General features: G+C 73.5%; 14 protein-coding genes. 7 read left to right on the top strand and 7 right to left on the bottom strand.

Annotated elements, in window-relative coordinates; translation table 11 throughout:
- Window positions 1-102: 102 nt before the first annotated feature.
- Window positions 103-1086, bottom strand: a complete 984-nt coding sequence (locus ABZ621_RS17410; RefSeq protein WP_360605272.1) for a DUF3068 domain-containing protein — start codon at window positions 1084-1086, stop codon at window positions 103-105.
- 179 nt (window positions 1087-1265) lie between these two features.
- Here ABZ621_RS17410 and ABZ621_RS17405 point away from each other — a divergent pair, with 179 nt between their 5' ends.
- Together ABZ621_RS17405 and ABZ621_RS17400 are read left to right on the top strand one after the other, a co-directional pair.
- The gene (locus ABZ621_RS17405) at window positions 1266-1418 is read left to right on the top strand and encodes a hypothetical protein (RefSeq protein ID WP_169092054.1); all 153 of its coding nucleotides are present in this window, start codon (window positions 1266-1268) and stop codon (window positions 1416-1418) included.
- Window positions 1415-2662 carry a helix-turn-helix domain-containing protein gene (locus ABZ621_RS17400; RefSeq protein ID WP_360605270.1) on the top strand — a complete coding sequence of 416 codons (1248 nt, stop codon included), beginning with the start codon at window positions 1415-1417 and terminating at the stop codon, window positions 2660-2662. Before ABZ621_RS17405 ends, ABZ621_RS17400 begins: the two co-directional genes overlap by 4 nt.
- Before the next feature lie 72 nt (window positions 2663-2734).
- Here ABZ621_RS17400 and ABZ621_RS17395 read toward each other — a convergent pair whose 3' ends face one another.
- Window positions 2735-3751: a zinc-dependent alcohol dehydrogenase family protein gene (locus ABZ621_RS17395; RefSeq protein ID WP_360605268.1), complete on the bottom strand. Its 1017-nt coding sequence runs from the start codon at window positions 3749-3751 to the stop codon at window positions 2735-2737.
- A gap of 155 nt (window positions 3752-3906) precedes the next feature.
- Here ABZ621_RS17395 and ABZ621_RS17390 point away from each other — a divergent pair, with 155 nt between their 5' ends.
- Window positions 3907-4803, top strand: a complete 897-nt coding sequence (locus ABZ621_RS17390) for a helix-turn-helix transcriptional regulator (RefSeq protein ID WP_360605266.1) — start codon at window positions 3907-3909, stop codon at window positions 4801-4803.
- Here ABZ621_RS17390 and ABZ621_RS17385 read toward each other — a convergent pair.
- Window positions 4790-5527 carry a VOC family protein gene (locus ABZ621_RS17385; RefSeq protein WP_360605264.1) on the bottom strand — a complete coding sequence of 246 codons (738 nt, stop codon included), beginning with the start codon at window positions 5525-5527 and terminating at the stop codon, window positions 4790-4792. The two genes, ABZ621_RS17390 and ABZ621_RS17385, sit on opposite strands and share 14 nt — an antisense overlap.
- Window positions 5528-5587: 60 nt before the next feature.
- Window positions 5588-6688 carry a glutamate--cysteine ligase gene (locus tag ABZ621_RS17380; protein WP_360605262.1) on the bottom strand — a complete coding sequence of 367 codons (1101 nt, stop codon included), beginning with the start codon at window positions 6686-6688 and terminating at the stop codon, window positions 5588-5590.
- A gap of 221 nt (window positions 6689-6909) precedes the next feature.
- Between ABZ621_RS17380 and ABZ621_RS17375 the strand changes: the two genes are divergently transcribed.
- Window positions 6910-7290, top strand: coding sequence for a hypothetical protein (locus ABZ621_RS17375; RefSeq protein ID WP_360605260.1), 381 nt, complete (start codon window positions 6910-6912; stop codon window positions 7288-7290).
- 50 nt (window positions 7291-7340) lie between these two features.
- Here ABZ621_RS17375 and ABZ621_RS17370 read toward each other — a convergent pair whose 3' ends face one another.
- Window positions 7341-8264 (bottom strand): LysR family transcriptional regulator ArgP, encoded by a 924-nt coding sequence (locus ABZ621_RS17370; RefSeq protein ID WP_360605258.1) that lies wholly within the window; start codon window positions 8262-8264, stop codon window positions 7341-7343.
- A gap of 70 nt (window positions 8265-8334) precedes the next feature.
- On the opposite strand from ABZ621_RS17370, the gene ABZ621_RS17365 reads away from it, so the two are divergent.
- Window positions 8335-8958 (top strand): LysE/ArgO family amino acid transporter, encoded by a 624-nt coding sequence (locus ABZ621_RS17365; RefSeq protein WP_360605256.1) that lies wholly within the window; start codon window positions 8335-8337, stop codon window positions 8956-8958.
- Window positions 8959-9143: 185 nt separating this feature from the next.
- A complete protein-coding gene (locus ABZ621_RS17360; protein ID WP_360605254.1) occupies window positions 9144-10229 on the top strand; it encodes a ParB/Srx family N-terminal domain-containing protein in 1086 nt (361 codons plus the stop codon).
- 116 nt (window positions 10230-10345) lie between these two features.
- On the opposite strand, the gene ABZ621_RS17355 is transcribed toward ABZ621_RS17360, so the two are convergent.
- Window positions 10346-10966: a GNAT family N-acetyltransferase gene (locus ABZ621_RS17355; RefSeq protein ID WP_360605608.1), complete on the bottom strand. Its 621-nt coding sequence runs from the start codon at window positions 10964-10966 to the stop codon at window positions 10346-10348.
- A gap of 586 nt (window positions 10967-11552) precedes the next feature.
- The gene (locus tag ABZ621_RS17350; RefSeq protein ID WP_360605252.1) at window positions 11553-12443 is read right to left on the bottom strand and encodes an LLM class flavin-dependent oxidoreductase; all 891 of its coding nucleotides are present in this window, start codon (window positions 12441-12443) and stop codon (window positions 11553-11555) included.
- Between the two features lie 135 nt (window positions 12444-12578).
- Between ABZ621_RS17350 and ABZ621_RS17345 the strand changes: the two genes are divergently transcribed.
- On the top strand, window positions 12579-13412 hold the full coding sequence (locus tag ABZ621_RS17345; RefSeq protein WP_360605250.1) for a hypothetical protein: 834 nt from the start codon (window positions 12579-12581) through the stop codon (window positions 13410-13412).
- Window positions 13413-13433 lie beyond the last annotated feature (21 nt).

Genomic DNA, 13433 nt, shown 5'->3' with positions numbered 1-13433 from the left:
GGACAGGGGCGACCGGGGTGGGGCCGTGCTTGATGGGGAACGCCAGTCTTCGCCAGCCGATCACCCCGGGGCTACTCACCGGTATGACAACTTGGTGACCGCTCAGGCGCGGGGATGTGTCGACAAGTGAGCATCCGTCGCGCCGATCGGCCGGACACGCCCGCGCGCCACCAGGATCCCGCCGACCAGCGCGAGCACCGCGCCGAACAACCCGGCCACCGCCGGGACGACGCTGCCGAGCAGTTTCAGCCGCCTGCCGTCCGAGGCCGCCAGCTCCACCTGACGGTGCTGGGTCGCCTCGGTGAACGCGATCTTGTCGCTGGAGAGCAGGACGACGGCGTCCTCGTCCGCCTCCGGGGCCCGCAGCGTCTTCCGGGGCCCGATGGCCGCGTACAGGATGCGGCCGGTGGGCTGGTCGACCACCAGCTCGATGCCGGTGTTCTCGTACCACTCCTCGGCGAGGACCTGCGGCCGCTCCGGCAGGCCGACGAGCTTGCCCGGGACCTGGCGCACGCCCGTACGGGTGGCGGGGACCGTACCGGTGAAACGCAGGCCCCGATGCCCCTGCACGGTGCCGGGACCCGTGTGACGGAGGAGGACGACGCCGCCGAGCGTGCCGTCCCACCAGCGGTAATCGCGCCGCTCGACGTCGAAGGGGAACTTCAGGTACGCCTCGCCGTCGAAGACCGGCGTCTCGCCGCAGCAGTGCGCCGGCTCGTTGGTGCGCCGGTCCGTCACCCAGCGCTCCAGGGACCACTGGAGCGAGTCGCGGGTGTCGGAGGCGGGCAGCGTGGCGTCGGTGTCCACCGACGTCGACACGTTCCACACGGCCTTCCCGCTCCGCACGCCGTCGGAGACGTCGCCGCGGACCTGCCGGGTGATGGTGATCCGCCGGTCGTCCACGGTCGTGAGCAGGGAGGTGTCGAAGTAGCTGCCGGTACCCGTGAAGACGGTCGTCGTGTCGATGTCGAGCGGAGTGCGTTTCGCCTCCGGCAGGACATGCGCCACCAGCAGCGGCGCGAGGACCAGCAGAAAGACTCCTGCTCCCAGCAGGATCAGGGACAAGGGTGAAGCGGTACGGCGCATCCGGGACTCCTGGTTCGAGAACTCTCGCGGAGACGCACGGACCCCAGGACCCGGTCGAGGTCCTTGTGGCCGAAGACGCTAGGCAGCACTTGACTCGCTGTCAATGTACTGTCAACACTGTCGGTCGGCGTGGGGGCGCCGGGAGGGGGACGACTCCAGCGAGGAGCTGACCCGACACCATGCGCAGACTGATCGCAGCAACAGGAACCGTCGTGATCGCCGCGATGTGCGCCGTGGGCGCCTCCTTCGGGATCGTGTCCCTGCTCGACAGCGTTCCGGAGCAGCCCAACGTCCCCCTGGTCACCTACGAGACCACCCCGGCGAGCCGATGACCCGACTCGCCTGGAGTGAGGTGCCCCGCCCGCAGATGGACCGGTTCGCCGACGTCGCACTGGCCGAATCGTCCGCCCTGGCCCACGAGATCCTCCGCGCCATCCGCCAGGAGTTCCCCGAACTGCGCCTCGTGGAGGGGGAGTCCGGCGAGCCCAAGGCCCTCGTCGGGATCCGGCGGGCCATCGAGGGCTTCGTCCACCACCTCGCGTCCGGCGCCGGAGCCGCCGACCCGCGCGTGCCGTCCGAGGTCTTCCAGGAGTTCGGCCGGGGAGAGGGCCTGAACGGACGCAGTCTGGACTCCCTCCAGGCCGTCTACCGCCTCGGCGTACGCCTGGCCTGGCGCAGGTTCGCCGAGATCGGCCAGCAGGTCGACATCGCCGCGCCCGCCATGTACGAACTCGCCGAGTCCGGCTTCAAGTACCTGGACGGCCTGGTCGAACAGTCGGTACGCGGCTACGCCGAGGCGGCGGCCCGCCAGGAGGGCGAGCGCCTGCGCCTGCAGCGCAGACTGATCGACCGGCTCCTGTCCGGCCCGCACGCCGACCCCGCCCAGGCCCTTGGAGAGCGCGCCGCGCGGATCGGCTGGGAGCTCCCGGCCACCGTCGCCGTCGGGCTCCTGATCCGGCCCGCGCGGGAGGCCGTCGCCCCCGCCCTCGGCCGGGGGATCCTCCTCGACATGGAGAGCGAACAGCCGCGCCTGGTCATCCCCGACCCGGACACCGCCGGGCGCGTCGACCACGTCCGCCACGCCACCGCCGGCTGGTCGGGGGCCATCGGCCCGACCGTGCCCCTCGCCTCCGCCGTGGCCTCCCTCCGCTGGGCGGAGACCGCCGTCACCCTGACCGAGGAGGGCCTCCTGCCGCACGGCGAGGTGCAGCACTGCACCGACCGCATGGAGGAACTGCTCCTGCTCCCCTCCCACGACCTGGTCGACGCCGTGGCCGCGCGGTGCCTCACCCCCCTGAACGACGTCGCCCCCACCCAGGCGAGGCGCCTCGCCGACACCCTCCTGGCCTGGATCGAGACCTCCGGCGGCGCCCCGGAGGTCGCCCACCGCCTCGGCGTCCACCCCCAGACCGCCCGCTACCGCCTCCGCCAGATCCGGGAACTGTGGGGCGACGCCCTCGACGACCCCGACCGCCGCTTCGAACTCCTCCTGGTCCTCCGCTCCCGGCGCCTCCGCACCGTGCCGCCCACGGACGGCGCCCACCCAGGCTCGACGGTCCGGGCGGCGAGGTCGTAGGGAACCTGCCCGGAGACCGGGCGCCGGCCCCCCCCGCCCCGGGCGAGCCGGCGCCCGGCCGGAGGCCTGCCGTCAGGGCTTGAGGAGGGCCTTGATCGCGCGGCGTTCGTCCATGGCCCGGTAGCCGTCCGCGACCCGCTCCAGCGGGAGGGTGAGGTCGAAGACCTTCCCCGGGTCGATGCGGCCCGACAGGACGCGGTCGATGAGGTCGGGGAGGTAGCGGCGGACGGGGGCGGGGCCGCCGCGCAGGCCGACGTGGGAGTGGAACAGCTCCTCGCCGTCGACGGTCACGTCGTGCGGGACGCCGACGAAGCCGACGTTGCCGCCGGGGCGGGTGGAGCGGAGGGCCTGGCTCATGGCCTGGGCGGTGCCGACGCACTCCAGGACGGAGTCGGCGCCGATGCCGCCGGTCATCTCCTTGATCCGGGCGACGCCCTCCTCGCCGCGCTCGGTGACGATGTCGGTGGCGCCGAAGGCGACGGCCAGCTTCTGGCGGGACTCGTGGCGGCTCATCGCGATGATCCGCTCCGCGCCCATCTCCCTGGCCGCGAGCACGCCGGACAGACCCACCGCGCCGTCGCCGACGACCACGGCGGTCGAGCCGGGCCGCACCTCGGCGGCGTCGGCGGCCCACCAGCCGGTGCCCATCACGTCCGACAGCGCCAGCAGGCCCGGCCACAGCGACTCGTCCGGCGTCTCGTCGAGCGCCACGAGGGTGCCCTGGGCGTTCGGGACGCGGATGTACTCGGCCTGGCAGGTCGACATGAACTCCCGGTGCAGACAGTTCGACTGGAAACCGCGGGCACAGTTCGCGCAGGTGTTGTCGGAGGTGGCGAAGGAGCCGACGACGAACCGGCCGGGAGCGAGGCCGCTGACCTCGGATCCGACCTCCTCGACGAAGCCCACGTACTCGTGGCCCATCGGGTGCGGGTCGGTGGTCGCGTCCAGACCGCGCCAGGGCCACAGGTCGGAACCGCACACACAGGTGACGGCCGTCCGGATGATCGCGTCGGTCGGCTTGAGGATCGTGGGGTCGTCCAGCTCCTCGAAACGCACGTCGCCGGGGGCGTGGATCACTGCACCGCGCATGGTGAAACCTTCCGTCGTCGAAGGGGCCGCACGCCTGGCGGCCCCCGCAGTCCGGATTCCAGGGAACCGCTGATTCCGGAGGGCAGCGAGTCACCAGTGAGACGTGTACTGCCAGTACATCCCTTGCGCGGCGCGCGGGTCGTACCGTCGAAGACATGGACAACCAGGAGCAGGTCCGTGAGTTCCTCACCTCGCGGCGCGCGAAGATCAGCCCCGAACAGGCGGGCCTTCCGGCCGGCACCCGGCGGCGGGTGCCGGGACTGCGCCGGAGCGAGGTCGCGGCCCTGGCCGACATGAGCGTCGAGTACTACGCCAAACTCGAACGGGGCAACCTCGCCGGCGCCTCACCGGCCGTCCTCGAAGCCGTCGCCCGCGCCCTCCGGCTCGACGACGCCGAGCGCGCCCACCTGCTGCACCTGGCCCAGGCCGCCGACGGCACGGACGCCCTCACCCGCCCCCGCCGCCGCCCGGCCCCACGGCAGTGGAAGGCCCACCCCAGCCTGCAGTGGACCCTCGACGCGATCACCGCAGGGCCCGCGGTCGTCTCCAACGGCCGCATGGACGTCCTGGCCGTCAACCCGCTGGCCCGCGCCTTCTACACCGACCTGTACGCCAACCCCGACAACCAGGCCAACCTGGCCCGCTTCCAGTTCCTCGACCCCGCCACCCGCCGCTTCTACCCCGACTGGGACCTCTTCGCCGACATGGCCGTCGCCATACTGCGCCGCGAAGCCGGCCGCGACCCCCACGACAAGGACCTGCACGACCTCGTCGGCGAGCTGTCCACCCGCAGCAAGGACTTCCGCACCCGCTGGGGCGCCCACGACGTCCGCCGCCACGGCACCGGCACCGGCACCAAACGCTTCCACCACCCCACCGTCGGCGACCTCACCCTCGCCTACGAAGCCCTCGACCTCGCCGCCGAACCCGGCCTCCACATGACCGTCTACACCGCCGAACCCGCCTCCCCCTCCGAGGAAGCCCTGCGCCTGCTCGCCTCCTGGGCCGCCACCGGGCCGGCGAGGGACCGGCGAGCGGTCAGCGAGGGCTGAGGAGGCAGAACTCGTTGCCCTCCGGGTCCGCCAGCACCGTCCAGTGGATGGCGGACCGGTCCAGGGCGGGGTCGGTGGCGCCCAGGGCGCGCAGCCGGTCCGCCTCCGCGGCCAGGTCGTCGCCGGGGTAGGGCCTGACGTCGAGGTGGACGCGGTTCCACCCGCTCTTGGTGTCGGGCGTGCGGACGAACTCCAGGTAGGGGCCGACTCCCTTGGCGGACCGCATCCTCGCGTGGTCGTCGGTGACCTCGTGGAGCGTCCAGTCCATCGCCTCGTCCCAGAACCGGGCCAGCTCCCCCGGGTCGGCGCAGTCGACCACCACCGCGGCGATCGGCCCGGTGTCCCGGTAGAGCGGACGGGGCTCGAGGACGCAGAACTCGTTGCCTTCCGGGTCGGCCATGACCGTCCAGGGGACGTCGCCCTGACCCACGTCGGCGAGTGTCGCGCCGAGAGCCTTCAGACGCTCGACCAGCTCGGCCTGATGGGCGGCCGACGTCGTGGCCAGATCGAGGTGGACGCGGTTCTTCGACGTCTTGGGTTCCGGACGGGCGACCAGGTCGATGCAGACGGCCGTGGGGTCGGGGTAGGCGAAGCCCACGGGTTCGAGGTTGGTCACGCCGGGCCCCTCGCTGTCGACACCCCAGCCGAGTGCCTCCGCCCAGAACCGGCCGAGCGCGGAGTCGTCCCGGGCCTTCATGTTGATCTGTACGAGTCGTGTCGTCATGCCGCCGATCCTAGAAGTCCCGTGTGGACCGGCGGCGACGCGACGGCCCTCACGAAGGAATCACGGGGCGTCGGTGAGGTCGGTGGGGTCGGTGAGGCCGATGAGATGGTCGACGACGTCGTCCGGGTTGCCCCGCCGGCGGTGCGCGGCGCGCTGGGCGTCGGCGCGGCCGCCGTGACGCCGCAGGCGCGCCCAGTGTTCGTGGACGAGCGCCGCGTCGCCGCCCTGGCCGAGCGCGGGCCCCACGTGGGCCAGGAGCCCGTCGACGTACGGGAGGGCCGGGGTCAGCCGGCCGGTGACCGGGTCGACGAGCTCGCCGGCCAGGCCGTCGCGAGCGGCGCGCCAGCAGGCGGCCCGCAGCAGTTCGGGAGCGGGCCGGGGAGCCGGCTCGTTCGCCTCGACGGCCCGCAGGGCGGTGGCGGCCAGCGCCCGGACGAGCCCGGCGATCAGCACGGTGTCGTCGGCGGTGCCCGTGGCGTCGGCGGCCCGGAACTCCAGGGTGGGCAGGTGGTGGGAGGGCCGGACGTCCCAGTACAGGCCGCCGGGGTCCATGATGGCGCCGGTGCCGAGGAAGCCGCCGACGAGGTCCTCGAAGTGGGCGGCCGACTCGAAGTACGGCGGCGGACCGGCGACCGGCCAGCGTCCCCAGGTGGTCGTCCGCCAGCTGGCGTAACCGGTGTCCCGGCCCGCCCAGAACGGCGAGTTGGCCGAGAGGGCGATGAGCGCGGGGATCCAGGGGCGCAGGTGGTTGCTGACCCTGAGGGCGGTGGCGAGGTCGGGGAGGCCGACGTGGATGTGGCAGGCGCAGGCGATCTGTTCGTCGTCCAGGGCCCGGAACAGGGCGGCGCTGCGCGCGTAGCGGGGGTCGTCGGTCAGCGGCGGCGGTCCGGGCGGGGCGGTGACGGGCGTGCCGCTGGAGACGATGCGTACACCCCGGCGTGCGGCGGCGCGGACCAGCGTGCGGCGGGTGGCGCGGATCTGGCCGGCGAGGTCGGCGAGGCTGGTGTGGGGGTCGGTTCGGGTTTCGACCTGGTAGCGGGTGAGTTCCGGTCCCACCCGCCCGCCGAGTTCGCCCGCGGCCTCGGCCACCACCTTCTCGGCGTCGGCTCGCAGGGCGCGTGAGACCGGGTCGACCAGCAGGAACTCCTCCTCGGCGCCCACGGTGAGAAGCGGAAACCCCCGGTCGGAACGGGGTAACGGGGTGACGGCCGGTGTCTGCCCTGTACTCGTCATGGTGGCCATGCTGGCACGAGCGGCCTCCACGGGGCAGGGCGCGGAACGAGGGCGGCTTCCCTCGCCGCCACCCCGGCGCTACTGTCAGGTAACTTGCGGCCGTCCCCACAGGACACCGCCCGCACGACACGACACGAAAGGGGCGGCACATGCCCGGCTCCGCGACCTCTGCTCGCCTGCTCAGCGGTTTGCTCGTGGGGGCCGGCGTGGCCCACTTCGTGGTTCCGCGGCAGTTCGACGCGATGGTGCCCCGCACCCTCCCCGGTCCGCCGCGCACCTGGACGCGGCTGAGCGGGCTCGCCGAGATCGCCGTCGGCGCGGCGGTCGCGCATCCGGCCTCGCGGCGCGCGGGCGCGCTGGCCGCGGCCGGCCTGTTCACCGCCGTGTTCCCGGCGAACGTGAAGATGGCGTACGACTGGCGCCACCGCCCGGCCCCCGCCAAGGCGGCGGCCCTGGCCCGGCTCCCCCTCCAGGTGCCGCTGGTGCTGTGGGCGCTCCGTGTCCGCCGGGCCGGGCAGCCCGGCGGCTGACCGTCGGGGAACCGCCGCGCCTGCCGAACTCGCCACGGAGCGCCCGCCGTTCAGGCCTGCGGGCGAGGGCGGTCCAGGGCGTGGAGGGACTCGGCCGCGGCCGCGGCGACGGTCCGGGCCACGAGCGCCAGGGCGGGCACGTCGAGCTTCCACTGCTGCCAGTAGAGGGGCACGTCCAGGCAGCGGTCCGGCGCCAGTTCGGCGAGGGCGCCGGAGCGGAGCAGGGGTTCCGCCTGGGGCTCGGGGACCAGGCCCCAGCCGAGGCCGGCGGTGATGGCCCCGGCGAATCCCTCCGAGGTGGGCACGTGGTGCCGGAGCAGGCTCGCCCCCGAGGCGCCGGAGGTGAGGGCGCCGACGAACCGGTCCTGCAGTTCGTCGCGCCGGTTGAAGACGATCACCGGCGCGTCCGGCAGGACGCACTCCAGCGGTCCGCCCGAGAGATACCGGGACGCGAACGACGGGCTCGCCACCGGCAGATAGCGTGCCGCACCCAAGGGGCTCACGGTGCAGCCCGCGACGGGATCCGACGAGGACGTCACCGCCGCCATCACCTGACCGTCGCGCAGCAGCGTCGCGGTGTGCGCCTCGTCCTCCTGGTGGAGCTCGAAACAGATCGGCGGGTCCTGCGGCACCCGGGTCAGCGCCGGCAGGAACCAGGTGGCCAGGGAGTCCGCGTTGACCGCGATGGCCAGCCGCGCCGGACCCGAGCCTCCCGCGATGCCCAGTTCCGTCAGCGCGTCCCGTTCCAGCGCGGCCAGCCGGCGCGCGAACCGCACCACCACCTGACCGGACTCCGTCGCGCGGACCGGTTTCGTACGGGTGAGGAGGACCCGCCCGGTGCGCTGTTCCAGCGTCTTCACGCGCTGGCTGACGGCGGAGGGCGTGACGTGCAGGGCGGCGGCGGCCGCGTCGAAGGTGCCCTCGTCGATGACGGCGAGGAGCGTGCGGACCTGGTCGATGGGCAGCTCGTCCATGAGACCAGCTTAAGGTGACTAAGAATCTTTAGCTGTACTGAAGGCGGTCGCCGACCGTAGCGTCGTGGCCATGACCAGCAGCATCCTCCCGGCGGCCGTCGCCGGATTCGGCACCGGCCTCTCCCTCATCGTCGCCATCGGCGCGCAGAACGCCTTCGTCCTGCGCCAGGGCGTGCGCCGGCACGCGGTACTCGCCGTGGTCGGCATCTGCGCGGTGTCCGACGCCCTTCTGATCGCCCTCGGTGTCGCCGGCCTCGGGGCCGTCGTCACCGCCTGGCCCGCCGGACTGACCGCGATAGGCCTCGCCGGCGGAGCCTTCCTGATCGGATACGGCCTCCTGGCCGCACGCCGCGTGCTGCGGCCCGCGGGGGAGGCGCTCGCGACGAAGGGAGCCTCGGCGGGCTCCGTACGCGCCGCCGTGCTCACCTGCCTGGCCATGACCTGGCTCAATCCGCACGTCTACCTGGACACCGTGCTGCTGCTCGGCTCCGTCGCCGCCGAACGCGGTTCCCTGCGCTGGGTCTTCGGCCTCGGCGCGATGCTCGCCAGCCTCGCGTGGTTCGCCGGCCTCGGCTACGGCGCCCGCCTCCTCAGCCGCGTCCTCTCCCGCCCCGCCGCCTGGCGCGTCCTGGACGCCCTCGTGGCCACCACCATGCTCGCGATGGGCGCCATGCTGCTGGCCCGTACCGTCTGACCCGGTCCAGCGGGCGAGGGAGGCCGCGGCTCCGGGCGCGGGGCGGCGCGCCACCGACGTTGGGCGGACGTTCACCGTGACGACGGGCGGCGGCTTCCCGCGCGTCGCGTGTGATCAGGACCGTGGGCGCGCCTCCCACGCTGTCCCACTCCCACGCTCCGCGATCCCCTGAGGAACCGTCACCGATGTCCTCCCCGAAGCCCGTCCGTCGCCCGCTGACGGGCACGCTCGCCGCCTTCGCCGTCACCGCCCTGGCCGGCGGCACCGCCCTCTCGTCCGCCGGACCCGCCACGGCCGCGCCCGGAGAGCCGGGCCTCCGCCCCTCGCTCTGCGGCCACGACCAGCGGAAGGTCCCGCAGGAGTACCTCTGCGCCAAGCCCGGGGACCTCGTCGAGGTCAGGATCGGGGACGTACGCCCGACCCAGCCGTCGCTCGGATACGACGAGGTCTACTACAAGCTCGGCCGCTTCACGCTCGGCAAGGACGAGATCAACAAGAAGTTCGACGAGTGGTGCGAGACGAACGGCCAGGCCGAGGCGGCGAGCGCCGCTCCGGACGCACGACTCGACGACCCGACCTCCTTCACCTGTGAACTGCCCGTCGGCGAGGAGACGCCCGAGAGCATCGCGGCCATGAAGACCGTGGTCATCGGCCCCGGCGGCAGCCTGTACCTCACCGACGGCCACCACACCCTCACCTCCCTGTACGAACTCCCCGACGGCGGGGCGGACCTGCGGATACGGCTCCGGGTCGTGGCCAACCTCGGCCAGTTGCCCCGGCAGAAGTTCTGGGACCGCATGAAGGCCGAGAAGTGGGTGTGGCTGCGCGACGCCCAGGGCGACGCCGTCGAGGTCAACAAGCTGCCCGGGAGCGTCGGACTCGACAACTTCGGCGACGACCCCTACCGCAGCCTCCTCTACTTCGGCCGTGACATCGGCTACGAGGCGGGGACGATCCCGTTCCAGGAGTTCTACTGGGGCGCCTGGCTGCGCGACACCCGTCCCGCCGGACTCGACCACTGGAACACGGACGACCTCGCCGGCTACCTCGGCGCCGTCGAGGCCCTGACGAAGGCGCAGACGGCGCTGTCCCCGGACAGCGTCGTCGACAGCGGAAAGACCGCCGGGGAACTCGGCGTCCTGGCGGCGTGGAACGACGGCAAGGCCAGGGACAAGGGCGAGTTCGGCAAGCTGGCCAAGCCGTACGGCGACGCCAAGCCCGGAAAGCTCGCCTACGCCCTCGCCTACAAGGCCCGGCTGACCGAACGCTGACGACCGGCTCCCGACCCGATCCCCGCGCCCGCCCGCGCGGGGATCGTGAGCCGGCGCGCCGTCGCGCCGGGCCGTCGCGCCGTCCCGCCGCCAGGCCCTCGGAGCCGGGCCCCCGGCTACCGGGCCGTCGGGCGGCCCAGGTACCAGACGGGCCCGGGGTCCGGCACCTCCAGCGGCGTGAACCCCAGCCGGTCGTAGAAGGCGCGGGCCGGTGCGTTCGCCCGGTCCATACAGAGGTGTACGGCGCCCACGCCGTGCTCGTGCAGCGCCGAGAGGAGAGTGTCGAGGAGCGCGCGCCCGTACCCCTGGCCCTGCCAGGCGGGCAGCAGGTCGATGTGCAGGTGCGCCGGATGCCCGGACAGCTCCCCGTGGACCATGCGCTGCGGCGTGTGCAGGAGGACCGTCATCGCGTCGGCGGGTGTGTCGGCCGCCGCCCCGGCGGGCGGCGGGAAGCGCTCCGTCACCCGGGGCAGCCACTCCGTGCGGAACCGGGCGGCGAAGCCCGCGGTGTCCGGCGCGCCGAGGACGTACCCGACGGCCCGCCCCGTCCCGTCGTCCAGAACGAAGGCGAAGTCCGGCTCAAGCTCGACGTAGGGGTAGGCGAAGATCACGGGCAGCAGCTCGGGATCGGGGTAGAGCCCGGAGGCGTCACCGCCCCTGTGGGCCGTCCTGACGCAGATCTCCGCCACGGCGGCGCGGTCGGAGGGGCGGTAGCGGCGTATGAATGGTGGCATCATCCGCCCCACGATCCCAGAATGGGAGCGCTCCCGCACCAGGGTTTGTCCGCGCGGCCGGGGACCGGGCGTGGCGTCGGGGCTGGTGGCGGCGTACAGCAGCGGTTCCGCGCCCTGGGACGGCACGATCTTGTAGAGCAGTGACTCCACCAGGCCGGGGCGGCCGCCGTTCAGGGTCGGGCCGGAGGTCATCAGGTCGGTCCGGGTGTGGCCGGGGTGGGCGCCGGCCGACAGGGGGGCCGTCCGTGCGCGGCCGCGAGGTCGGCGAGGTGGGTCATCATCAGCAGGTCGGCGAGCTTGGACTGGGCGTAGGCCCTGGCGGGGCGTCGGCGACGCCGGTACGTACGAGTGCGTACCCGCCGACGGCTCCGGTGGCAGGCACGGCACCAGGCCGCCGCGCCCGGCATGGGCGGGGGCAGTGCTCACGGGCGCGGTTCCGAGAACAAGGCACCGGACGTCCGCCGCGCGCGCCCACCACGGCGACTCCGCCCGACCGTGTTCGGCCTTCCGGCGGCGCCGGGCGAAGGGTGGGCGGCCGAAGGGCGAAGGGCGGCGGACGGCGCGCGCGGCGGCCCGCCCGCCGCGCTGATCAGCCGGTACGGAGGCCGGCCGCCGCCAGCGTCTCCAGTACGTTTCCGAGCTGCTTCAACGGCTCGTCGCCCACGATCCGCAGCACCACCGTCCCCGCTCCGGCCGTGGCGAGCTCGCCCACGCGCTCCGCGGCGTCCCCGGCGCGCCCGGAGACCGTGAACACCTGCTCCGGCGGGCGGCCCAGCCAGGCCGCGTGCCCCTCGACGCTGGGCCGCAGCGTTCGCGCGACCTGCTCGCGGTCCTCGTCGACGGAGCAGAAGGCCAGCACGATCAGGTCGTGGTCGGCCCCCGCGCCGCCCAGCGCGGTCAGTTCCCGTACCCGTTCGAGATCCCGCGGCCCGTGCCCCTCGGCGATCAGCGTCCCGTCCGCGATCCGGCCCGACAGCTCAAGCGAACGAGGACGCACCACGCCGGCGACCACCGGCGGCGGCTCCTGCGGCGGGTGCACCAGCTTGATGCCGTCCAACCGGACCTCGCGACCGTCCAGTTCGACCCGTTCGCCGCGCAGCAGAGCCCGTACGGACCGGATCGTCTCCTCCAGCAGCGCCAGCGGTGACTTCGGCGCGACACCGACGGACGCCATCCACTCGGCCACCCCGTGCCCGATCCCCGCGGTCAGCCGCCCCGGGAAAACCCTTGCCAGCGTGGCCAGTTCCATGGCCAGAAGCGCCGGACTGCGCAGGGGCGCCGGTGTGATCCCGATGCCCACCCGCAGCCGCTCCGTGGACGCCAGGGCCACCGCGGCGGCCGACACGCCACCGTTCCACCCGAGATCCTCGACCACCCACAGATCGTCCACCCCGAGCGCCTCGGCATCCCGCGCAAAGGCCGGCAGGCCTTCCGGTGCCCAGTCACGGTCGTACATCACGCCGATTCGAACCGTAGTCATGCGACGCACCGTAGGCCCGCTCCCGGCAGGTGATCAACACTGCGTCCAGGCGTCGGAGCAACCGGCAACCGGCAACCATCGGCGGGATGTGGGGGCAGGCTAGGCTGCTGATCTTCGGGAACTGGGGGGAACGGCATGTGGCAGCGGAGGATGCGGGCGGTCGTGGTCGGTGCGGCCCTGGTGGTCCTGGCGGGCTGCGGTTCCCAGGCGGCCGAGAATGCCGGTACCGCCGAGGAGGTGCCGGGCGCGCCCACGGCAAGGGGCACGGCCACGGCACCTGCGGCCACAGCCCTGTCCTGGACGCGCGCCGCCCCGATCCGCATCGCCGGCGTCCGAACCGCCGACGGGGGACGGTCACTTGAGGTCGTCGCCGAAGTGCCCGACGGCGCGGGCGAGTGCGTACGCGACCTGCGCGGTGCGCTCGAATCCGTCGCGAACGGCACCCTGTACGTGCAGGTCACGTACGAGACGCCGGCCCTGGACCGGGACTCCGGCTGCACCGGGACACGGCGGGTCGAGACGACGGTGAAGCTCGGCGAGCCCCTGGGCACCCGCACGGTCATGGTGAACAGCCTGAACGTCTACACCCCCGCCGGCGCCACCCCGCCCGCCCTGCGGCTGTGTGACGAGAACGGCTGCGACCCCACACCCCCGCGGTGCACCTCGTCCTCCTATCAGCAGGCTGTCAACGACACGGACATCCCTCGGCACACGAGCTGGGAGTACCGCGGCTGTGACGACACGTGGCTGGTGCTGGACCTGTCGACCCGCATGGGGCCGGTGTGCGGCGAAGCCGACGCCGGTTGCTCGTCCTCGTCGGTCTCGCAACGCTGGTTCTACCGGGCCGAGACCGAGGGCTGGCGGCCGGCGGCCATGAACGGCGGCGCGGGCTGCGCGGGCATCCACAAGGTCCTGCCGGAGCTGCCGGACCGCCTCTGCGCGTCGCTCCCGAGGCTCGACCGCGGCTGACCGCCTCGTCGCGACCGATCC

It is taken from the genome of Streptomyces sp. NPDC007863, from assembly GCF_040633895.1.
Taxonomy (GTDB): domain Bacteria; phylum Actinomycetota; class Actinomycetes; order Streptomycetales; family Streptomycetaceae; genus Streptomyces.
Note: the sequence above shows the minus strand (reverse complement) of the source record. Positions and strands in the feature narration are given on the sequence as shown.